The organism is Crossiella cryophila, from assembly GCF_014204915.1.
Classification (GTDB): Bacteria; Actinomycetota; Actinomycetes; order Mycobacteriales; family Pseudonocardiaceae; genus Crossiella; species Crossiella cryophila.
The window spans coordinates 6,533,927-6,558,791 of sequence record NZ_JACHMH010000001.1; the positions used below are offsets into that span (position 1 = coordinate 6,533,927).

The 24,865-nt window shown below is 73.9% G+C and carries 2 protein-coding genes (1 of these 2 only partly in view); both read right to left on the minus strand.

The window, feature by feature from the left end:
- A complete protein-coding gene (locus HNR67_RS28750; RefSeq protein WP_185005325.1) occupies positions 1-11,076 on the minus strand; it encodes a type I polyketide synthase in 11,076 nt (3,691 codons plus the stop codon).
- Positions 11,073-24,865, minus strand: partial view of a type I polyketide synthase gene (locus HNR67_RS43700; RefSeq protein ID WP_221490092.1) — the 3' portion only. 2,353 nt of this gene lie beyond the right edge of the window; the window shows 13,793 of its 16,146 coding nt (coding positions 2,354-16,146); its start codon lies beyond the right edge, outside the window; its stop codon occupies positions 11,073-11,075. Before HNR67_RS43700 ends, HNR67_RS28750 begins: the two co-directional genes overlap by 4 nt.

Consider the following 24,865-nt stretch of genomic DNA (forward strand, 5'->3'; position numbering starts at 1 on the left):
CTAGTCGATTCCCTGGTCCACTAAGGCGAACAGTTCGTCGTCGGATGCCTCGTCGAGGTCCTCGGCCTCCGGGGCTGGGGCGGCGCACAGGTCGAGCAGTTCGCGCAGGCGCTCGGCGATGCGGTCGCGTTCGGTGGCGCCGACCGCGTCCACGGTGGCCTTGAGGCCGGTGAGGTAGGCCAGCACCGGTTCGGCGGGCGAGGGCTCGTCCACCTCGATCCGGTCCCGCAGCAGTGCGACCACCCGGTGCGGGGTGGGGTGGTCGAACACCAAGGTGGCGGGCAGGGTCAGGCCGGTCGCGGCGCTGAGCCGGTTGCGCAGTTCCACCGCGGTCAGCGAGTCGAACCCGAGATCGCGGAATGCCTGCCCGCCCTCGACCGCGCCAGGGTCGGGGTGGCCGAGCACGGCGGCGGCCTGACCGCGCACCAGGTCCAGCAGGAACGCGGGGCGTTCCGCGGCGGGCAGGGCGGCCAGCCGGGCGGTGAAGGCGTCCTGGTCGGCGGGGGCGGCCCCGGCGACCGGACGGCTGGCGCTGGCGGGCCGGTCCCGGCGGGCGGTGAACCTGGTCAGGCCGAGCAGTGGCCGGTCGGCGCGCAGTGCGGTGTCGAACAACGCCAGGCCCTGTTCCACCGACAGCGGCAGCATCCCGGCGGCGGCCATCCGTCCCCGGTCGGCGGCGGTGAGGGTGCTGGTGAGGCCGACCTGCGCGGTCCAGGAGCCCCAGGCCATCGAGGTGCCGGAGCGGCCCTGGGCGCGGCGCAGCCGGATCACGGCGTCGGCGAAGGTGTTGGCGGCGGCGTAGTTGCCCTGGCCAGGGTTGCCCAGCAGTCCGGCGAGGGAGGAGAAGACCACGAAGAACGCGGTGTCGCCGAGAAGTTCGTGCAGGTGCCAGGTGGCGTCCACCTTGGGTGCGAACACCCGGTCCACCCGCTCGGGGGTGAGGGCGGAGAGCACGCCGTCGTCGAGGACCCCGGCGGCGTGCACCACCCCGGTCACCCGGTGCCCGGCCAGTGCGGCGGCCAGTGCGGTGCGGTCGGCGGCGTCGCAGGCGGTGACGGTGACCTCGGCGCCGAGGCCGGTCAGTTCCTCGACCAGTTCGGGTGCGGTGCCGCGGCGGCTGAGCAGCAGCAGGCGGCGGGCGCCGTGCGTGCGGACCAGGTGCCGGGCGACCGCGCTGCCGAGTCCGCCGGTGCCGCCGGTGATCACCACGGTGCCGTCGGGGTCGACGGGTTCGGGCAGGGTGAGCACGAGTTTGCCGGTGTGCCTGGCCTGGCTCATGGTGCGGAAGACCGAGCGGGCCGCGCGCACGTCGGCGCTGGTCACCGGCAGTGGGCGCAGTGCCCCTTCGGCGAACAGGGCCATCAGCCCGGTCAGCATGGCACCGATCCGCTCGGGGCCTGCCTCGACCATGTCGAATGCCTGGTAGCCGGGGATGCCTTCGCGGAGGTCGGTTTTGCCCATTTCCAGGAACCGGCCGCCCTCGGTGAGCAGGCCCAGGGAGGCGTCGATGTACTCACCGGCGAGGGAGTTGAGCACCACGTCGATGTCGCGGAAGCGGTCGGCGAACTCGAGGGATCGGGAGGAGGCGATGTGGTCGTCGTCCAGGCCGAGCGAGCGCAGGGTGTCCCACTTGCTTTCGCTGGCGGTGGCGAAGACCTCCAGCCCGAAGTGCCTGGCGAGCTGGATCGCGGCCATGCCTACGCCGCCGGTTCCGGCGTGTACCAACAGTTTCTCGCCGCGGCGGACTCGGGCGAGGTCGACCAGGCCGTAGTAGGCGGTGAGGAAGGCGATCGGGATGCTGGCCGCCTCGGCGAACGCCCACCCGTCCGGGATCCGGGCGACCAGGCGCTGATCGGCCACGACGGTGGTGCCGAAGGCGGCGGGTGCCATGGCCAGCACCTTGTCCCCCACGGCCAGTCCGGTGACGTCCGGGCCGACCTCGGTGATCACGCCGGCGGCCTCGCCGCCGAGCGGGCCGGGGTCGCCGGGGTACATGTCCAGGGCGCTGAGCACGTCGCGGAAGTTGAGCCCGGCGGCGCGCACCGCGAGCCGCACGTGCCCGGCTGGCAACGGTTCTGCCTGTTCGGGGCAGGCGACCAGGGCGAGTCCGGCCAGGGTGCCGCGTTCGGTGGTTTCCAGTCGCCAGTGGTTGGCGGGCGGTGGGATGAGGGTGTCGGTGTCGGGCTGCCACAGCTCGGGGGCGCGGGCGATGCCCTCGCGTACGGCGATCCGGGGTTCGCCGGTGGCCACCGCGGCGGCGAGCTGGGCGAGGTCGAGTTCGGCGGTCGGGTCCAGGTCGATCAGGGTGATCCGGTCCGGGTGCTCGTTCTGCGCGGTGTGCACCAGGCCCCAGATCGCGGCGGCGGCCGGGTCGGTGTCGGTCGCGCCCGCGGTGACCACGACCAGGTGGGTGGTGTCCGCGCGCGGGTCGGCGAGCCAGCGCTGCAGCCGGTCCAGCACCAGTGCGGTCAGCCGGTGCGTTCTGTCCACAATGGACTCATCGTCCGCTCGCGGGACTGGCATGACCAGGTGGGTGGGGTTGCCCTCGGCGGTGGCCGGGTCCTCGGCGATCAGCCAGCCGTCGACCTCGCCGGGTGCCAGTTCGCCCAGTGCACGCCAGGTCGGGGTGAGCACGGTGGTGTCGTCGGTGAGCGCGCCGTCGGGCAGTGGGCGGGTGGTCATGCCGCCGATGGTGAGCACCGGTGCGCCGGTGGGGTCGGTGACCGCGAGGGTGACCTGGTCGCCGGTGGTGGTCAGCGCGATCCGGACCCTGGTGGCGCCGGAGGCGTGCAGGACCACGTCGGTGAAGGTGAACGGCAGCCGGGTCCCGCCGTCGCCGATGGCGAAGGCGGCGGTCTGCAGCACGGCGTCGAGCAGGGCCGGGTGGATGCCGTAGCCGGTGGCGGGCAGGCCGGGCAGCTCCGCGGCGGCCCACACCCGGCCGTCCTGTGCCCACACCTCGGTCAGGCCCTGGAAGGCCGGTCCGTAGCGGACTTCGCCGTCCTGGCCGTACAGCCCGGCGGTGTCCACCCGGGTGCCCTCGGGGGTCCACGGTCCGATCGGGGTGGGGCCGCCGGTGGTGAGCAGGCCGGTGGCGTGCCGGGTCCAGTCGGCGTGCTCGGCGCGGGCGTGCACGGTCACCGCCCAGCCGCCGTCCCGTTCGGCGAGCGAGACGCGCAGCTGCACGCCGCCGCGGGCCGGGAGCACCAGCGGGGCTTCCAGGACGAGTTCGGCGAGCCGGGTGCAGCCCACCGCGTCCCCGGCGCGCACCGCGAGTTCGACCAGGGCCGCGCCGGGCAGTAGCACGGACCCGCGCACGGTGTGCTGGGCCAGCCACGGGTGGGTGGCCAGGGAGAGCCTGCCGGTGAACAGCGGCGCGCCGGAGTCGGGCAGCGCGACCAGGGCGCCCAGCAGCGGGTGGTCGGCGGGGGCCAGGCCCGCGCCGGTCACATCACCCGTGTTCGCCGGGGCGGCGGGCCAGTAGCGCTGGTGCTGGAACGGGTAGACGGGCAGGTCCACCAGGTTCGCGGCAGGCAGCAGGGGCCGCCAGTCGACCGGCACGCCGCTGACGAAGAGCCGGGCGGCCGAGTCGAGCAGGCGGCGCGGGCCGGGTTCGTCGCGGCGCAGGGTGCCGACCGCGCCGGCCTCGGGCCGGGTCTCCTGGATGGCCGCGGTGAGCACCGGGTGCGGGCCGACCTCCAGGAAGACCTGGTGGCCAGCCTCGGCCGCGGTGTGCACGGCGTCGGCGAAGCGGACGGTGTGCCGGGTGTTGCGCACCCAGTAGGCGGCGTCGGCGGAGCTGGTGTCGAGGACCTCGCCGGTGACCGAGGAGTAGACCGGGATGGGGGCAGGGCGGGGCTGGATTCCGGCCAGGTCGGCCAGCATCCGGTCGGCGATCCGGTCGACCGGGGCGGCGTGTGCGGCGTAGTCGATCGGGAGCAGGGTGGCGCGCACGCCGTCCGCCACGCACCGGTCCACCAGTGCCCGCACCGCGTGGATCTCGCCGGAGACCACGACCGAGGTGGGGCTGTTGATCGCGGCGATGGACAGGCCCTCGCCGAGGAGTCCGGCGACCTGTTCGGCGGGCAGCCGCACCGCGGCCATGCCGCCGCTCCCGGCCAGCTCGGCGGCGATGGCCTTGGCGCGCAGGGAAACGATCCGGGCACCGTCCTCAAGAGACAGTCCACCGGCCACGCACAGCGCGGCGATCTCGCCCTGGGAGTGGCCGATGACCGCGGCAGGCCGAACGCCGAGTGAGCGCCACACCGCGGCCAGGGACACCATGATCGCCCACAGCAGGGGTTGCACGACCTCGACCTTGGCCAGTGCCACCTCGTCGCCGAGAACCTCGGCCGGGGTCCAGTCCTGGTAGGGCGCCAGGGCCCGGGTGCACTCGGCCAGGGCTTCGGCGAACACGGGATGGTCGAGCAGGTCCAGGGCCATCCCGGCCCATTGACCGCCCTGGCCGGGGAAGACCAGCACGGGGCCGCGGTCGGTGTCGGCCTGCCCGTGCACGGCCTCGGCGGCCGGGTCGGCGGCGGTGAAGGCACGCAGTGCGGCGGCCAGTTCAGCGCGGTCGGTGCCGGTGACGACCAGGCGGTGCGCGAGCCGGGCGCGGGCGGTGGCCAGGGTCCAGGCGATGTCGGCGGCGCTGCCCGCGGTGTCGGCGATTCGCTCGGCCTGCTCGCGCAGGGCGGCGGCCGAGCTGGCCGAGAGCACCCACGGCAGCAGGTCGGCGGCCGGGGTTTCCTTGGGCGGCAAGGGTTCTGCTGCTTCTAGGATGACGTGCGCGTTGGTGCCGGAGACACCGAAGGAGGACACCCCGGCCCGGCGTGGGCGACCGGTCTCCGGCCACGGGCGGGCCTCGGTCAGCAGTTCGACCGAACCCGCTGACCAGTCCACTGTGGAGGATGGCGCGTCGATGTGCAGGCTCTGGGGCAGGGTGCCGTGCCGCATGGCCTGGACCATCTTGATGATCCCGGCCACGCCCGCGGCGGCCTGGGTGTGGCCCAGGTTGGACTTCAGCGAGCCCAGGTAGAGCGGGGTCTCGCGGTCCTGGCCGTAGGTGGCGAGTACCGCCTGCGCCTCGATGGGATCGCCCAGGACCGTGCCGGTGCCGTGGCCTTCGACGGTGTCCACTTCGGACGGTGTGAGTCCGGCGGCGGCGAGGGCCTGCTGGATCACGCGTTGCTGGGCCGGGCCGTTGGGTGCGGTGAGGCCGTTGGAGGCGCCGTCCTGGTTGACCGCGCTGCCGCGCACCACCGCGAGGACGCGGCGACCCTCACGCCGGGCGTCGGAGAGTCGTTGCACGACAAGGACACCGACACCCTCGGCCCACCCGGTGCCGTCCGCCGCCTCGGCGTAGGGCTTGCACCGGCCGTCGGTGGACAGGCCACCCTGCAAGGAGAACCCGATGAACGCGTCCGGGGTGGCCAGCACACTCACCCCGCCCACCAGGGCCATGCCGCACTCGCCACTGCGCAGGGCCTGCGCGGCCCAGTGCAGGGCCACCAGCGAGGAGGAGCACGCCGTGTCCACGGTGACCGCGGGGCCCTGCAACCCCAGGGTGTAGGCGATCCGGCCGGAGATCACGCTCTGCGAGCCGCCGGTGATCATGTGCCCGGCGACCTCGGCGGAGTCCCCGGCGGCGGCGATGTAACCGGAGGGCATGGCCCCCGCGAACACCCCGACCGGTTCCCCGGCCAGCGAGGACGGGTCGATGCCCGCGTGTTCCAGTGCCTCCCAGGAGGTTTCCAGCAGCAGCCGCTGTTGCGGGTCGGTGGCCACCGCCTCCCGCGGTGAGATGCCGAAGAAGGCCGCGTCGAACCCGGCCGCGTCGGTGAGGAATCCGCCCTCGGTGGTGACCGAATCGCCGCTGGACAAGGCGTCCAGGTCCCAGCCGCGGTCGGCCGGGAAGCCGCTGATCGCGTCCCGGCCCTCGGCGAGCAGTTCCCACAGCTCGTCCGGCGTGCCGACCCCGCCGGGCAGGCGGCAGGCCATGCCGACGATGGCGATCGGGTCCTCGGCGACCACCGCGGATTGGGTGGTCCGGGTGCTGGTGCTCGCGCCGCCGAGCAGCCCGGTGAGGTGGTCGGCGACCGCGGTGACGCTGGGGTGGTCGAATACCAGGGTGGCGGGCAGGCGCAGGCCGGAGGCGGCGGCGATCCGGTTGCGCAGTTCGACGGCGGTCAGCGAGTCGAAGCCGAGTTCCTTGAACGGACGGGTCGCGCTCACGGCGGCTGGGGAGTTGTGGCCGAGTACGGCGGCCACGTGCCCGCCGACCAGGTCGCGCAGCAGTCGCGGCCGGTCCTCGGCTGGGGTGTCCCGCCAGCGCTGGGCGAAGCCTTCGCCGGTGGCGCCCTGGTCCGCGACCGGCCGGGCGGCGGTGGCCGGGAACAGCGCGCGCAGCACCGGCAGTTCACCCGCGCCGGGGGCCAGCCGGGTCAGGCCGGTCACGGGTGCGTTGGTGGCCAGGGCGGTGTCGAACAGGGCCAGGCCCTGGGCGATCGACAGCGGTGGCAGCGGTGAGCGTTCCAGGCGGCGGCGGTCGGTCTCGGCGAGTGCGCCGGTGCGGCCGACCTCCGGGGTCCAGGCGCCCCAGGCCAGGGAGATCCCGGCCAGGCCCTGGTCACGGCGCCACTGGATCAGGGCGTCGGCGTAGGTGTTGGCGGCGGCGTAGTTGCCCTGCCCGGCGTTGCCCAGGATCCCGGCCAGTGAGGAGAACACCGCGAACAGCGGGAGGTCACCGGCCAGCTCGTGCAGGTGCCAGAGGCCGTCGACCTTGGGTGCCAGCACGGTGTGGAGTTGTTCGGCGGTGAGGTTGCCGGTGAGGCCGTCGTCGAGCACCCCGGCCGCGTGCACCACACCGCGAACCGGGTGCGCGGCAAACAGAGCGGCCACGGTGTCCCGGTCAGCGACGTCACCGGCCACTACCGTTGCGGTGGCACCGAGTTCGGCGAGTTCGGCGACCAGTTCCGCGCCACCGCCGCTACGGCTGAGCAGGACCAGTTCGCGCACGCCGTAGGCGGTGACCAGGTGTTTGGCGAGCAGGCCGCCGAGTCCGCCGGTGCCACCGGTCACCAGCACAGGGCCGTCGACAACTGGCGGGCTGCCTGCGTTGGTGGCCCGGACCAGGCGCAGTCCCAGCAGCCGGTCTCCGCGCACGGCGACCTGGGTTTCGCCGGTGGACACCGCGCGCGCCAGCAGGTCCGTGTTCGCGTCGGACTCGGTGTCCACCAGGGTGATCAGGCCGGGGTTCTCGGACTGGGCGGCCCGCACCAGGCCCCACACCGCCGCGGCGGCCAGGTCGGTGGCGGCGACCGCGCCCCGGGTGTGCACGATCAGCCGGGTGCCCGCGAGGCGCTGCAACCGGTCCAGGACCCATTCGGTGCGCTGGTGCACCGCGACGGGATCCGGGGTTTCCTGATGTGGCAAGGACAGCACCACGACCTCGGCGTCCGCGGGCGGTTCGGTGCCGGGCTCGATGACGGCCCAGCCCGCCGTGTCCGGAAGGGTGCCCTCGGACAGCTCGATCCACTGCGGCACCAGGACCGCGGTGTCGCCGGGGCCTTCGACGAGGTCGCCTTCGGGCAGCGGTCGCAAGGTCAGCGTGCCGACGGTGAGCACGGGTGCGCCCGCGTGGTCGGTGCAGGTGAGGGAGACCGAATCGGGGCCGGTGCGGGTGAGCAGGGCACGCAGGCGGGTGGCGCCGGTGGCGTGCAGCACGACGTCGGCGAGCAGGAACGGCAGCGCGGGGCCGTGTTCGGCGAGGCCGGTGAACCCGGCGGCGTGCAGCACGGCGTCGAACAGGGCGGGGTGGATGCCGTAGCCGGTGCTGGGCACCTCCGGCAGTTCGACCTCGGCCCACACCCGGTCTCCCGCGACCCTGGCCCGGCGCAGGCCCTGGAAGGCGGGGCCGTAGGCGATCGGGCCGTCCGGGGCGTACAGCCCGCCGAGATCGGCCTCGGGTCCCTCCGGCGCCCAAGTGGTGTCTGGGGCAGCGCTGACGTCCGTGGTGAGCAGCCCGGTCGCGTGCCGGGTCCAGGCCGTCGTGCCCTCGGGGCGGGCGTGCACGGCCAGCACCCAGCTGTGGGCCTGCTCGGTCAGCGAAACCCTTACCTGGCAACCGCGTTCGGTCAGTACCAGTGGTGTTTCCAGTACCAGCTCGGCCACCCGGGCGCAGCCCACGGCGTCGCCGGCACGGATGGCCAGTTCGGCGAATCCGGTGCCGGGGAAGACGATCCGGCCGCGGACGCGGTGGTCGGCCAGCCACGGGTGCGCGGTGGCGCCGAGGCGGCCGGTGAGCACCAGGGTGCCCGGGTCGGCCAGCGAGACCACCGCGCCGAGCAGCGGGTGCCCGGCCGGTTCCAGTCCGGCGGCCGCGACATCGGCGGTCAGTGGCAGGGCCGCGGGCCAGAACCGGCTGTGCTGGAAGGCGTAGGCGGGCAGGTCGACCCGGGTGCTGCCGGGCAGGGCGGCGGCCCAGTCGACGGTGCCGCCCCTGGCGAACAGCTCGGCGAGTGCGGTGAGCATCTGGCGGCGGCCGCCCGCACCACGGCGCAGGGCGCCGACGGCGATGGCCTCCGGTGCGGTGTCCTGCACGGCGGTGGTGAGCACCGGGTGTGGGCTGACCTCGACGAAGGTGTTGAGCCCGTCGGCGATCGCGGTGCGGGTGGCGCGCTCGAAGCGGACCGTCTCACGCAGGTTGCGCACCCAGTAGGCGGCATCGGCCCCCGCGGTGTCGAAGGCCGCGCCGGTCACCGTGGAGTACACCGGCACGGTGGCCGGACGCGGTGAGATCGGGGCCAGTTCGGCGAGCAACCGCTCGGCGATCCGTTCCACCTGCGCGGAATGCGAGGCGTAGTCGACCGGGATGACCTTCGCGCGCACCTCCTCGGCCTCGCAGCGGGCGACCAGCTCGGCAATGGCGTCCGGATCGCCGGAGACCACCACGGAGTTCGGGCCGTTGACCGCGGCCACCGCGAGCCTGCCCTGCCAGTCGCGGATCAACTCGATGGCGGCGGCCACCGGCAGCGGCACCGCGGCCATGCCGCCCTGTCCGGCCAGGGTGTCCGCGATCGCCCTGCTGCGCAGCGCGACAACCCTCGCACCATCCACAAGAGACAGTCCACCCGCGACACAGACCGCGGCGATCTCACCCTGGGAGTGCCCGAGCACCGCATCGGGCTCCACACCCAGTGACCGCCACAGTGCGGCGAGGGAGACCATCACCGCCCACAGCGCGGGCTGCACGACGTCCACCCTGGCCAGGGATTCCTCGTCCGCCAGCACCTCCCGCAGATCCCAGTCCACAAAGGACTTCAGCGCGGCGGCACACTCGTCCAGCGCGGCGGCGAACACGGCGGACTCGGCCAGCAGCTCCACCGCCATCCCCGCCCACTGCGCGCCCTGGCCGGGGAAGACGAACACCAGCCCGGACACCGGCCCGGCCTCGCCCAGCACGACACCGGGCGCGGGCACATCGTCAGCAACCGCCCGCAGCCCGGCCACCAGCTCGTCCCGGTCCGCGCCGATCACCACGGCTCGGTGAGCGAACGCGGTGCGCGCCAACAAGGTCCGACCCACCGCGGCGCTGTCAGCAGGCAGGTCGGCGAGCAGCCGAGCGGCCTGGTCACGCAGGGCCTGCCCGGTTCGGCCGGAGAGCACCCAAGGCAGTACCTCGACCGCCGGATCCTCAACCTCGGCCCGAGCGGGGGCGGCTTCCAGGATGACGTGCGCGTTGGTGCCGGACACGCCGAAGGAGGACACCGCGGCCCGGCGCGGCCTGCCCGTCTCCGGCCACGGGGTGGCCTCGGTGAGCAGCCGCACCGATCCGGCGGTCCAGTCGATCCGGCTGGACGGGGCGTCCACGTGCAGCGTCGAGGGCAGTACCCCGTGCCGCAACGCCATGATCATCTTGATCACCCCGGCCACCCCGGCGGCGGCCTGACTGTGCCCGAGGTTGGACTTCAGTGATCCCAGCAGCAGTGGGGTGTCCCGGTCCTGGCCGTAGGTGGCGATCAGCGCCTGTGCCTCGATGGGGTCGCCGAGCACGGTGCCGGTGCCGTGCGCCTCGACAGCGTCCACTTCGGACGGTGCGAGCCCGGCGACGGCCAGGGCCTGCCGGATCACCTTCTGCTGCGCCGGTCCGTTGGGTGCGGTCAGGCCGTTGGAGGCGCCGTCCTGGTTGACCGCGCTCCCGCGCACCACCGCCAGCACCTGGCGGCCTTCACGTACCGCGTCCGAAAGTCGTTGCACCACAAGGATACCAACGCCCTCGGACCACCCGGTGCCGTCCGCGCCGTCGGCGAATGCCTTGCACCGCCCGTCCGCGGCCATCCCACCCTGCCGGGAGAACCCGACGAACGTGTCGGGCGTGGCCATCACGGTGACCCCACCGGCCAGCGCCATCGAGCACTCCCCCGCGCGCAGCGCCTGCACCGCCAGATGCAACGCGACCAGCGAGGACGAGCACGCGGTGTCCACCGTCATGGCGGGCCCTTGCAGGCCCAGCACGTAGGAGACCCGGCCGGAGGCGACGCTCTGCGAGCCGCCGGTGATCAGGTGTCCGGCCAGGTCCTCGCCGGAGCCCGCGGCCAGGTCGAGGTAGCCGGAGGGGAATGTCCCGGTGAACACGCCGACGTCGGTGCCGGTGAGTCCGGCCGGGTCGAGTCCGGCGTGTTCCAGTGCCTCCCAGGAGGTTTCCAGCAGCAGCCGCTGCTGCGGGTCCATGGCCAGGGCCTCACGCGGGGAGATGCCGAAGAACTCGGGGTCGAAATCGGCCACCCCGTCCAGGAATCCGCCGTGTTCGGTGACCGAGCCACCCTCGGCCAGCAGTCCGTCCAGGTCCCAGCCGCGGTCGGTCGGGAACCCGGTGACCGCGTCCGCGCCGCGGGCGACCAGGTCCCACAGCTGTTCCGGTGTGCCGACGCCGCCGGGGAAGCGGCAGGCCATGCCCACCACGGCGATCGGCTCGTCGCCGGTGTCCAGTTCGGCCAGGCGCTGCCGGGCCTGGTGCAGTTCGGCGGTGACCTTCTTGAGGTAGTCGAACAGCTTCTGGTCGGTCACGCCGCTCACTCCCCTGCCCCGGCGATGCCGAGTTCGTCCTCGATGAACCGGTAGACGTCCTCGGGCGTGGCCCAGTCGTCCTCCGGTGTGCTGCGGGTGGTCCAGTCGGCCAGCAGGTCGCGCAGCCGTTGCGCCACGGCTTCCCGTTCGTCGCCGGTGACCTCGGCGGTGGCCAGGCTCGCGCCGAGCCGGTCCAGTTCGGCCAGCACCCCTGGTTGTCCGGGTTCGGGGGCGGCGACGCCGAGTTGGCCGCCGAGGTGGGCGACCAGGTCGGCCACGGTCGGGTAGTCGAAGACCAGGGTCGCGGTCAGCCGCAGCCCGGTGGCCCCGGAGAGGCGGTTGCGCAGTTCGACCGCGGTCAGCGAGTCGAAGCCGAGTTCCTTGAACGCCTGACCCGGATCGAGGTCGGCGCCCGAGGCGTGGCCGAGTACCGCGGCGGCGTGGCCGCGCACCAGGTCGAGCAGGTGGCGGCCGCGTTCGGCTGCGGTCAGTCCGGCCCAGCGGCGGGTGAAGGCGTCCTGCTGTTCCTCGCCCGCGATCCGCCGTGCGGGGGTGCCGCCGGTGAGTCCGCGCAGCACCGGGGAAAGGCCGGTGCCGCGGCGCAGTGCGGCCGGGTCCAGGCGGGTCAGGCCGAGCACCGGTTCGGCCGCAGCGAGGGCCCGGTCGAGCAGGCCGAGGCCCTGGGGCACGGACAGCGGTGGCAGGCCGGAGGCGTTCATCCGGCGCAGGTCGGCCGCGGAGAGGGTGCCGGTGAGCCCGACCTCGGGGGTCCAGCCGCCCCAGGCCAGGGACACCCCGGACAGGCCGCGGGCCCGGCGCCACTGGATGAGGGCGTCGGTGAAGGTGTTGGCGGCGGCGTAGTTGGCCTGTCCTGGCGCGCCGGTGATCCCGGCCAGGGAGGAGAAGACCGCGAACAGCGGCACGTCGCCGAGCAGTTCGTGCAGGTGCCAGGCGGCGTCGACCTTGGGCTTGAGCACCCGGTCGAGGCGTTGCGGGGTAAGGGATTCGAACACGCCGTCGTCGAGCACGCCCGCGGTGTGCACCACTCCGCCCACCGGGTGGTCGGCGAGCAGTGCGGCCAGCGCGTCCCGATCGGAGACGTCGCAGGCGGCCAGGGTGACGTCCGCGCCCAGTTCGGTCAGCTCGGCCACCAGTTCCAGCGCGCCCTCCGCCTCCTTGCCGCGACGGCTGACCAGCAGCAGGCTGCGGATCCCGTGCTGGGTGACCAGTTGCCGGGCGGTATGGCCGCCAAGGCCGCCGGTGCCGCCGGTGATCAGGACCGGGCCGTCGGGCCGGATCGGGGCCGGTGGGGTGAGTACGAGTTTGCCGATGTGCTTGGCCTGGCTCATGGTGCGGAACACCGAGCGGGCCTCGCGCAGGTCGGTCACGGTCACCGGCAGTGGGTGCAGGGTCCCAGCGGCGAACAGGTCCATCAGCTCGGCCAGTATCTCACCGATCCGGTCCGGGCCGGCGTCGATGAGGTCGAAGGCCCGGTACTCGGCGGCGACGGACTCCGGGTCGCGGATGTCGGTCTTGCCCATCTCGATGAACCGGCCCCCCTCGGCCAACAACCCGAGCGAGGCGTCCACGTACTCACCGGCGAGGGAGTTGAGCACCACGTCGATGTCCCGGAAACGCTCGGCGAACTCCAGCGACCGCGAGGACGCGATGTGTTCCTCGTCCAGGCCCATGGACCGCAGCGTGTCCCACTTGCCCTCGCTGGCGGTGGCGAAGACCTCCAGCCCGAATTGCCTGGCAAGCTGGATCGCCGCCATGCCAACCCCGCCGGTTCCGGCGTGTACCAACAGTTTCTCGCCGCGGCGGACTCGGGCGAGGTCGACCAGGCCGTAGTAGGCGGTCATGAACACGATCGGCAGCGCGGCCGCGTCCGGGTAGTCCCAGCCCTCGGGCAGCGGGGCGAGCAGCCGGTGGTCGGTGTCGGCCAGCGGCGCGAACGCCGAGGGCACCATGCCGACCACCCGGTCGCCGGGGGCGAACCTGGTGACGCCGTCGCCGACCGCCACCACCACCCCGGCCGCCTCGCCGCCGAGCGGGCCGGCGTCGCCGGGGTACATGCCGAGGGCGTTGAGCACATCGCGGAAGTTGAGCCCGGCGGCCCGCACGGCGAGCCGCACCTGGCCGGGGCCGACGGGTTCGGCGAGGTCGGGCGCCGGCACCAGGGTGAGTGCGTCGAGGGTGCCGCCGCCCGCGGTGTCCAGTCGCCACGGTCCGGGCGGCGGGACCAGGGTCGCGGTCTCCCTGGTGAGGCGCGGGGTCAGCATTGTGTTGCCGCGCACGGCGATCTGGGCTTCGCCGGTGGTGAGTGCGCGGGCCACCTCGGCGAGATCGGGTTCGGTGCCGGCGGGCAGGTCGACCAGGGTGATCCGGTCCGGGTTCTCCGCCTGGGCCGAGCCGACCAGGCCCCACACGGCGGCGGCTGGCAGGTCGAGCACGGGTTCGACCGCGCCCCGGGTGAGCACGACCAGCCGGGCCGCGCCGAGGCGGGGTTCGGCCAGCCAACGTTGGAACTGGGCCAGCACCCACGCGGTGGTCTCGTGCACCAGCGCCGGGGTGGGTTCGGGGCAGGCGGGCACGAGCAGCACCACGCAGGGCGGCACCGGCATCCCGTACCCGACCGCGGTGGCCAGTTCGGCCATGCCGACGTACTCGCCGCCGCCGATCACCGCCCAGTCGCCGGTGTGCCCGGCCTTGTCCCCGGCCTGGGCCGGGATCCAGCTCGGCGCCAGCACGACGGTGTCCGCGGCCTCGGCGGTGATCTCGCCCGCGGGCAGCGGGCGCAGGACCAGTGAGCCGATGGTGAGCACGGGTGCGCCGTCGGGGTCGGCCACGGTCACCGCGAGCTGGTCGCCGCCGGTGCGGGTGAGTCTGGCCCGGACCCGGGTGGCCCCGGCGGCGTGCAGCACCACATCGGTGAGGGTGAACGGCAGCAGGCCCGTGTCGGCCGGGTCGAGTCCGGCGAAGGCGGCCGCGTGCAGCACCGCGTCGAGCAGGGCCGGGTGCAGGCCGTAGCCACCGGCGGACAGCTCGGGCAGCTCGGCCTCGGCCCACACCTGGTCGCCGTCGGCCCAGGCCCTGGTCAGGCCCTGGAAGGCGGGACCGTAGGCGACATCGGCGGGTTCGCCGTAGCCGCCGCGGGCGTCCACTTCGGTGGCACCGACCGGTCGGTCGGCGAGGGTTTCGACGGTGGGTGCGCCGGTGGTGAGCAGGCCGGTGGCGTGCCGGGTCCACTGGTCGGCCCCGGCCGGGCAGGAGTGCACGGTGAAGGTCCAGCCCGCCGCGGACTCGGTGAGCAGCACCTGCACCTCACAGCCGCGTTCGGGCAGGGCCAGCGGGGCTTCCAGGATGAGTTCGGCGAGCCGGTCGCAGTCCACCGCGTCACCCGCGCGCACGGCCAGTTCGACCAGGCCGGTGCCGGGGAAGACGATCTGGCCGCGGACCTGGTGGTCGGCCAGCCAGGGGTGGGTGCGTGGGGAGAGCTTTCCGGTGAGCAGCACCTCGCCGGAGCCGGGCAGCCGGACCACCGCGCCGAGCAGCGGGTGCTCGGCCGAACGCAGGCCCGCCCCGGCCACGTCGCCCGCGGTGTGCGTTTCCGGCCAGAACCGCTGGTGGGTGAACGGGTAGGCGGGCAGGTCGACCCGCTGCGCGCCGGTGTTGGCGAACAGCGCGGCCCAGTCCACCGGCACACCCGCGGTGAACAGCCGGGCGGCGGCCAGCACCGGGGCACTGTCCTCGTCGGCACGCAGCAGGGCCACCGCCTCGACCTCGGCGCAGCGCTGGGCGGAGGCGGCGAGTGCGCTGCCTGGGCCGACCTCGACCAGGGTGCGGGTGCCGTGTTCGGCCAGGTAGGCCACTGCCTCGGCGAACCGGACGGGTTCGCGGACCTGGCGCAGCCAGTAGCCGGGGTCGGCCAGGTCAGCGGGTGCGCCGGTCAGGGTGGAGATGATCGGGAGTTGCGCCGGCCGCCAGTCCAGGGTGCGCAGGACCCGCTCGAACTCGGCGAGCATCGGCTCCATCCGCGCGGAGTGGAAGGCGTGCGAGACCTTCAGCCGCGAGGTCCGGCGATCGGCGAAGTTCGCCACTGCGGCAAGGACTTCGGCCTCTTCACCGGAGAGCACGACCGAGCCGGGTGCGTTGACCGCGGCCAGGCTGACCCGCTCGGACAGCAGGCCGGTGACCTCCTCCTCGGTGGCCTCGACGGCGATCATCGCGCCACCGGTGGGCAGGGCCTGCATCAGCCGGGCCCTGGAGGTCACCAGGGTGCAGGCGTCGGCCAGGGACAGCACCCCGGCCACGTGCGCGGCGGCGACCTCGCCAACCGAGTGCCCGACCAGGTGGTCGGGACGCACGCCCCAGGACTCCAGCAGCCGGTACAGCGCGACTTCCAGCGCGAACAGGGCGGGCTGGGCCCAGCCGGTGTGCTCCAGGAGTTCGGCGTCCGCGCCCCACAGCACGTCCAGCAGCGGCCGGTCCAGGTGCGGATCCAGCTCGTCGGCGACGGCCAGGAGTGCCTCGGCGAACACCGCCGAGCGCAGGTAGAGCCGCCTGCCAGCCAGCAACCGCTGTGCGCCTTGACCACTGAACAGCACGCCGACGCCGGTGCGCCGGGCAGCCGCGCCCTCGACCACGAGTGCGGCGGGGGCGCCCTCGACCAGGGCCCGCAGGCCGGTGCGCAGTTCGTCCCGGTCAGCGCCGATGACGACCGCTCGGTAGGCGAACCGGGATCGCCCGGCCAGGGTGTGGCCGACGTTCAGCGGGCCCAGGTCGGTGTCGAGCAGGCGGGCGGCCTGGGCCCGCACGGCCTCCGGGGTGCGCGCGGAGAGCACCCAGGGCACCGCGCCCCTGGCCAGTCCGGCGGCGGGGTCGATCTCGGCTTCCTCGGCCGGTGCCGGTTGCGGGGCTTCGAGGATGACGTGCGCGTTGGTGCCGGAGACCCCGAAAGAGGAGATGCCCGCACGGCGCGGGTGATCGGTCCGCGGCCACGGCGTGGACTCGGCGAGCAGCTCGACCGCACCCTGGGTCCAGTCCACTTTGGACGATGGTTCGTCGATGTGCAGGGTGGCGGGCAGCAGGCCGTGCCGCATGGCCTGGACCATCTTGATGATCCCAGCCACGCCCGCCGCCGCCTGGGTGTGACCGAGGTTGGACTTCAGCGAACCCAGGTAAAGCGGGGTCTCGCGGTCCTGGCCGTAGGTCGCGAGTACCGCCTGCGCCTCAATGGGGTCCCCTAGCACGGTGCCGGTGCCGTGGCCTTCGACAGCGTCCACTTCGGACGATTCGAGCCCGGCGACGGCGAGGGCCTGTCGGATGACGCGCTGCTGGGATGGGCCGTTGGGGGCGGTGAGGCCGTTGGAGGCGCCGTCCTGGTTGACCGCGCTGCCGCGGACAACGGCCAGCACCTCGCGACCCTCGCGGACCGCGTCAGAAAGTCGTTGCACGACAAGCACACCGACGCCTTCGGACCAGCCGGTGCCGTCCGCACTGTCGGCGTATGCCTTGCAGCGGCCGTCCGGGGCGAGTCCGCCCTGCTGGGTGAAGCCGACGAAGGTGTCCGGGCTGGCCATCACGGTCACCCCGCCGACCAGCGCCATCGGGCATTCCGCGCCCCGCAACGCCTGTGCGGCCAGGTGCAGGGCGACCAGCGAGGAGGAGCAGGCGGTGTCGACCGTCATGGCCGGGCCTTGCAGGCCGAGGGAATAGGCGACCCGGCCGGAGGCCACGCTCTGCGAGCCGCCGGTGATCAGGTGGCCGGCGATGTCCGCGCTGGCCCGTCCGGCGAGTTCGGCATAGCCGGAGCCGAAGGCCCCGACGAACACCCCGACCGGTTCCCCGGAGAGCGTGGCCGGGTCGATGCCCGCGTGTTCCAGGGCCTCCCAGGAGGTTTCCAGCAACAGCCGCTGCTGCGGGTCCGCGGCCAGGGCTTCACGCGGGGAGATGCCGAAGAACGCGGCGTCGAACTCGGCCACGCCGTCGAGGAAACCGCCGTGTGCGGTGACCGAGTCGGCGAGCAGGCCGTCCAGGTCCCAGCCCCGGTCGGCCGGGAAGGCGGAGATGCCGTCGCGGCCACTGGCGACCAGGTCCCACAGTTCGTCGGGGGTGCGCACGCCGCCGGGGAAGCGGCAGGCCATGCCCACGATCACGATCGGGTCCTCGGCCACCGGGGCGAGCACGGCGGCCGGCGCGACCGGGACCGGCGCGACGACCGGGGCGTCGCCGAGCCGGACGGCCAGGTGGGCGGCGAGTTCGGTGATGGTCGGGTAGTCGAAGACCAGGGTCGCGGGCAGGGTGAGGCCGGTGGCCGCGGTGAGGCGGTTGCGCAGTTCCACCGCGGTCAGCGAGTCGAAGCCCAGCGCGCGGAACTGCTGCTCGACCTCCACCGCCAGTGGATCGGTCAGGCCGAGCACTGCGGCCACGTGCGCGCGCAGCAGCTCGTGCAGGAACTCGGCGCGGGCACTGACCGGGACATCGGCCCAGCGGGCGGCGAAGCCGTCCAGGCTGCGACCCGCGACCGGGCGGGCCAGTGGTGCGGGAGCGAGTGCGGCCAGGGCTGGTGGCAGGTCCTCGCGTTCGCGCAGGGCGGCGAGGTCCAGCCGGGTCAGGCCGACCACCGGGTCCTCGGCGCGCAGGGCCAGGTCGAACAGGGCCAGGCCCTGCGGCACCGACAGTGGCGGCAGTCCGGAGCCGGTCAGCCGCCGGATGTCCACTTCGGACAGTCCGGCGGTGAGGCCGCCCTCGGGTGTCCAGGCGCCCCAGGCCAGGGAGATCCCGGACAGCCCGTGCTGACGGCGCCAGCGGATCAGGCTGTCGGCGAAGGCGTTGGCGGCGGCGTAGTTGCCCTGTCCGGCGTTGCCCAGGGTGCCCGCCAGTGAGGAGAACACCGCGAACAGCGGGACATCGCCGAGCAACTCGTGCAGGTGCCAGAGGCCGTCGACCTTGGGTGCGAGCACCGCGTGCAGCCGGTCGGCGGTGAGCGAGTCCAGCAGGCCGTCCTCGACCACACCGGCCGCGTGCACCAGCCCGCGCACCGGGTGGGCGGCGAGCAGGGCGGCGACGGTGTCCCGGTCGGACACGTCACCGGCCACCACCGTTGTGCTGGCCCCGAGTTCGGCCAGTTCGGCGACCAGGTCCGCGCCGCCACCGCGGCGGCTGAGCAGGACCAGTTCGGTGACTCCGTGTTCGCGGACCAGGTGCCGGGCGAGCTGCGCGCCCAGGCCGCCGGTGCCGCCGGTGATCAGCACCGGGCCCTCGACCGGGACCGGTTCGGCGGTCGGGGTGCGGCGGGCCAGGCGGGGGGCCAGGACCTTTCCGCCGCGCAGTGCGATCTCGGGTTCGCCGGATCCCGCGACGGCGAGGGCCGCCTCGGTGTCCGCGTCGGTGTCGACCAGGGTGATCCGGCCCGGGTGTTCGGCCTGGGCCGAGCGGACCAGGCCGTGCACCGCGGCGGCGGGCAGGTCGGTGACCGGGTCGGCGGCTCCGGTGCGCACCGCGCCCCGGGTGAGCACGACCAGCGGGGCGCTGGCCACGTTTGACCGCAGCCAGTCCAGGGTCTCGGCGACCCGGGTGTGCGTGGCGGTCACGACGTCTTCGCCGGTGTGCGCGGGGATTTCCAGCAGCAGGGCCGATTCCGGGGCGGGACCGGCTGGCACCTCGACCCAGTCGGCGGCGAGGACCTCGGCGTCGGCGGCGGTGAGTGCACCGGCGGGCAGTGGGCGCAGGGTCAGTGCACCGATGGTCAGCACGGGGGTGCCGGTGTTGTCGGCGATCGCCACCGCGACGGTGTCGGGTGCCGTGCGGGTGAGCTGTGCGCGGACCCGGGTGGCGCCGGTGGCGTGCAGGGCGAGGTCGCCGAGGCGGAACGGCAGCAGCGCGCCGGCTGGTTCGAGTCCGGCGAACCGCACGGCCTGCAGCACAGCGTCCAGCAGGGCCGGGTGCACGCCGTACGCGCCGGTCTGGCCTTCGGGCAGTTCGACCTCGGCCCAGACCCGATCGTCGCGCTGCCACACCGAGGTCAGGCCCTGGAAGGCCGGTCCGTAGGCGACGTCGTTCTCCGGGCAGTAGCAGTCGGACAGGTCCACGGATACGCCGGTGGGCGGCCAGTCGACCGTGGCGGCGGGGGCGGGATCGGTGCTGAGTTGGCCGGTGGCGTGCCGGGTCCAGTCCGGTGCGCCCTCGGGCCGGGCGTGCACGGCCAGGTCCCAGCCGGTGCCGCGCGGGGTGAGCGCGATCCGCAGCTGGCAGCCGCGTTCGGTGAGCACCAACGGCTCGGCGAACACCAGTTCGGTGAGCGCGGTGGCCCCGACGGCGTCGCCCGCGCGGGTGGCCAGCTCCACAAAACCGGTGCCGGGGAACACGATCGCGCCCTTGACCAGGTGCTCGGCCAGCCAGGGCTGGGTGGCCAGGCTGATCCGGCCGGTGAGCAGCAGCCCGCCCTCGGGCAGGGCGACAGCGGCGGCCAGCAGCGGGTGCGTGACGGCGGTGAGTCCGGCCGCGGTGACGTCACCGGCGGTGGCGGCCGGGTCGGGCCAGAACCGCTGGCGCTGGAAGGCATAGGTCGGCAGGTCCACCGCGTGCCCGTTGGGCAGCAACGTGTTCAGGTCGACCGGCACACCCCGGCTGAGCAACGCGCCCGCACCCGAGACGACCGCCCGCGACTCGTCCGCCGTCGCCAGCAGCGGCACCGCGGTCACCTCCGCGGCACGCTGGGCGAGCGCGGCCAGGGTGCCGCCCGGTCCGGCCTCGACCAGGGTGCGCACGCCCTGATCCGCCAGCCAGGCAACACCATCGGCGAACCGGACGGTCTCCCGCACCTGCCGCACCCAGTAGTCCGGAGTGGACACCTCGGCGGGTTCGCCGGTCAGGTTGGACACGATCGGGAGCCGCGCGGGCTGCCAGTCCAGTCCGTCCAGGACCTGCCGGAACTCGGCCAGCATCGGTTCCATCAGCGGCGAGTGGAAGGCATGCGAGACCTTCAGCCGCGAGGTCCGCCGATCGGCGAATTTCGCTGCCGCGGCAAGCACTTCGGTCTCCGCGCCCGCGAGCACCACCGAGTCCGGACCGTTGACCGCGGCCAGCGACACCGTGTCGGACAGCAGCCCGGCGACCTCTTGTTCAGTCGCCTCCACCGCGATCATCGCGCCGCCCTCCGGCAACGCCTGCATCAGCCGGGCCCGTGCGGACACCAGCGCGCACGCGTCGGTCAGCGAGAGCACCCCGGCCACGTGTGCCGCGGCCACCTCGCCAATCGAGTGCCCCAGCAGGTAATCCGGCCGCACACCCCAGGACTCCAGGAGCCGGAACAACGCCACTTCCACCGCGAACAACCCGGGCTGCGCCCAGCCGGTCTGGGCCAGCGCGGCGGGGTCCTCGCCCCAGAGCACATCCCGCAACCGCGGGTCCAGCTCGGCGGTGACCGCGTCGAATGCCTCGGCGAACACCGGGTAGGCGGCGTAGAGCCCCTGGCCCATACCCAGTCGCTGTGCCCCCTGGCCGCTGAACAGCACGGCCACTCCCCCGGTGGCCACCCGGCCCTGGGCGACCTGCGCCGCGGGCAGTCCGGCGGCCAGTGCCCGCAGGCCCGCCACCAGTTCGGCCTGGTCCGCGCCGGTGACCACGGCGCGGTGGTCGAAGCGGGCGCGGTGGGCCAGGGTCCAGGCGGTGTCGGCGATCGAGTGGTGTTCGGTCGCGGCCAGGCGGGCGGCTTGGGCGGCCACCGCCTCGGGTGTGCGGCCGGACAGCACCCAGGGCAGCACCCCGGTGGACGGCGTGGGTTCCGGCTCCGCCACGACGGGTGCTTCCAGGATCACGTGCGCGTTGGTCCCGGACACCCCGAAGGAGGACACCCCGGCCCGGCGCGGACGCCCGCTCTCCGGCCACGGCGTTGACTCGGTGGCCAGCACGATGTCGCCGTCCGCCCAGTCGACCCGGGAGGACGGTGCGTCCACGTGCAGGGTCGCGGGCACAACTCCGTGCCGCAGCGCCATGATCGTCTTGATCACCCCGGCCACACCGGCGGCGGCCTGGGTGTGACCCAGGTTGGACTTCAGCGAGCCGAGCAGCAGCGGGGTGTCCCGGTCCTGCCCGTAGGTGGCCAGCAGTGCCTGTGCCTCAATGGGATCACCCAGCACGGTCCCGGTGCCGTGCGCCTCGACGACGTCCACATCGGACGGTCGCAGTCCGGCCGCGCCCAGTGCCTGCCGGATCACCCGCTGCTGGGCCGGGCCGTTGGGCGCGGTGAGTCCGTTGGAGGCGCCGTCCTGGTTGACCGCGCTGGATCGCAGCACCGCCAGCACCCGGCGGCCGTCCCGCACCGCGTCGGAAAGTCGTTGCACCACCAGCACACCGGCACCCTCGGACCAGCCGGTGCCGTCCGCACCATCCGCGAATGCCTTGCACCGCCCGTCCGCGGCCAGCCCACCCTGCACGGAGAACCCGATGAACGCGTCCGGGGTGGCCATCACGGTCACGCCGCCGACCAGGGCCATCGAGCACTCACCGGACCGCAACGCCTGCGCGGCCCAGTGCAGCGCGACCAGCGAGGAGGAGCACGCCGTGTCCACGGTGACCGCGGGCCCGTGCAGGCCAAGGGAATAGGCCACCCGGCCGGAGATCACGCTCTGCGAGCCGCCGGTGACCAGGTGCCCGGCCGAGTCCTGCACCGAGCGCACCGCGACCTGGGTGTACCCGGACTCGAACGCGCCCACGAACACGCCGACCTGGCTGCCGGCCAGGGACAACGGGTCGATCCCTGCGTGTTCCAGTGCCTCCCAGGAGGTCTCCAGCAGCAGCCGCTGCTGCGGGTCGGTGGCCAGTGCCTCGCGCGGGGAGATCCCGAAGAAGGCGGCGTCGAATTCGCCCACCCCGCCGAGGAATCCGCCCCGGTCGGTGGTGCAGACCTCGGTCAGTTCGGCCAGGTCCCAGCCGCGGTCGGCCGGGAATCCGGTGACGGTGTCCCGGCCCTCGGCGACCAGCCGCCACAGCGCGTCCGGGCCGTCGATCTCGCCGGGGAACCGGCAGCCCATGCCGACGATGACGATCGGGTCCTCGGCCACCGGGGTCAGCACCGGCACGGCGGCCACCGGGGCCGGGGCGTCGCCCAGCAGCACGGCCAGGTGTCCGGCCAGCGCGGTGACGTTCGGGTAGTCGAAGACCAGGGTCGCGGGCAGGCGCAGGCCGGTCACCGCGGCGACCCGGTTGCGCAGTTCGACCGCGGTCAGCGAGTCGAAGCCCAGTTCCCGGAACGCCTGGCCGACCTCGACCTGTTCGGGTGCGCCGTGGCCGAGCACAGCGGCGACGTGCCCGCGCACCAGCTCCCGCAAGAACCCGGCACGCTCCGGAACGGGCACCGCGGCCCAGCGCCCGGCGAAGCTCGCGGCGTCCGCGCGGTCCGCGCCGGCGACCCGGCGGCGCACCCCGGCCGGCACGATCTCGCGCAGCACCACCGGGAGGTCGTCCTGGGCGCGCAGGCCGGTCAGGTCCAGGCGGGTCAGGCCGAGCACGGGTTCGCCGCCGAAGGCCCGGTCGAACAGGGACAGTCCCTGGGCCACCGACAGTGGCGGCATGCCGGTGCCGTGCAGCCTGCGCAGGTCCACTTCGGACAGTGTTCCGGTCAGTCCGATCTCGGGCGTCCACGCGCCCCAGGCCAGGGAGGTGCCGGCGAGGCCGAGCTGGCGGCGGTGGGTGATCACGGCGTCGGCGAAGACGTTGCCCGCCGCGTAGTTGGCCTGGCCGGGGCTGCCGAGCTGGCCGGACAGCGAGGAGTAGACCAGGAACAGCGGCACGTCGCCGAGGAGTTCGTGCAGGTGCCAGGTGGCGTCGACCTTCGGCTTGAGCACACCCGCGAGTCGTTCGGCGGTGAGCGCGCCGAGCACACCGTCGTCGAGCACGCCCGCGGTGTGCACGACGCCGCCGACCGGGTGTTCGGCCAGCAGCGCGGCCAGGTCGTCCCGGTCGGAGACATCGCAGGCAGCCACGGTGACCTCGGCGCCCAGCTCGGTGAGTTCGGCGGCCAGTTCGGGGGCGTGGCCGCGGCGGCTGACCAGCAGCAGGCTGCGGATTCCGTGCTGGCTGACCAGGTGCCGGGCGGTGAGCCCGCCCAGCCCGCCGGTGCCGCCGGTGATGAGCACGGTGCCGTCAACGGGTGGCAGCGTGCCGGTCTCGGTGGTGGTGGCCAGGCGGGGCACGCGCACCACGGTGCCGCGGACCGCGAGCTGGGGTTCGCCGGTGACCACGGCGGCGGCGATCGCGGGCAGGTCGAGGTCTACGTAGGTTTCGAGGTCTACCAGGGTGATCCGGTCTGGGTGTTCGGCCTGGGCGGAGCGCACCAGGCCCCAGACCGCGGCGGCGGGCAGGTCTACCAGGGGGTCGGTCTCGTCGGTGGTCACCGCCGAGCGGGTGAGCACGACCAGGCGGGTGTCGTCCAGGCGTGGCTCGGCCAGGATCCGTTGCACCGCGACCAGGATCTCGGTGGTCACGGCGAGGGTGGTGGCGGGCAGGTCGGTCTGCTCGGGGTGCTGCGGGACCGCCAACATCAGGTGTCCGGGTGCCTCGGCTGGCAGTTCGTCCGCGGGGCTGATGACCACCCAGCCGTCGGCGGTGGCGGCGGGGACCTCGGCCAGGTCGGTCCAGTGCGGCACCAGGACGGCGGTGTCGTCGGCCGTCGCGAGCAGATCGCCGTCGGGCAAGGGGCGGGTGCGCAGGGAGCGGAGGCTCAGTACGGGCGCGCCGGTGTGGTCGGCGACCTCGACCCGCACCCCGTCCGCGCTGTCCGGAGTCACCCGCACCCGGACCCGGGTGGCTCCGGTGGCGTGCAGGGCCAGGTCGGTGAAGGTGAAGGGCAGCCGTTCTTCCCGATCGTCGCCGAGGAAGGCGGCCGCGTGCAGTACCGAGTCGAGCAGCGCGGGGTGCACGCCGAAGGCACCGGCCTCGGGCACCTCGACCTCGGCCAGCACCTCCCCGGCCCGCCGCCACACCCTGGTCAGGCCCTGGAACGCAGGCCCATAAGCGATATCGCCGTCGCCCGGGTAGAAACCGGTGAGGTCAACGGGATTCGCACCAGCGGGCGGCCAGGACTCCAGCGCCGCCGGGACAACCGGGGTCTGACTGGTGAGCAGGCCGGTGGCGTGCCGGGTCCAGGTGCCACCGGCACCGCAGGCGTGCACGGTCAGCGCCCAGTCCGCGCCCTGCGGGGTGAGCGCGACCTGCACCGGGCAGCCGCGTTCGGGCAGCACCAGGGGTGCTTCCAGGACGAGTTCGGCCAGGGTGGTAGCGCCCACGGCGTCGCCGGCGCGCACCGCGAGTTCGACGAATCCGGTGCCGGGGAACACGATCGCGCCGCGCACGATGTGGTCGGCCAGCCAGGGCTGGGTGCGCGGGGACAGCCTGCCGGTGAGCAGCACCCCGCCGGAGTCGGGCAGGGCGAGCACCGCGCCGAGCAGTGGGTGGTCGGCGGCGGCCAGTCCGGCTCCGGTGACGTCGCCGGTGGCCGGTGCGTCCGGCCAGAACCGCTCGTGCTGGAAGGCATACCCTGGCAGGTCGACGAGCCTTCCGTTGACCTGCCAGGAAACGGGCAGGCCCGCGGCGAACAACTCGGCCAGCGACAGCAGCATCCGCCGTGGCCCGCCCTCGTCCCGCCGGAGCGTGCCGACCACGACGGCCTCGGGCACGGTCTGCTCGACCGCGGCGGTGAGCACCGGGTGCGGACTGATCTCCACCCACGCCCGGAACCCGTTGTCGGCCAAGGCTTGCGCGGCCTCGGCGAATCGCACGGTCTCCCGCAGGTTGC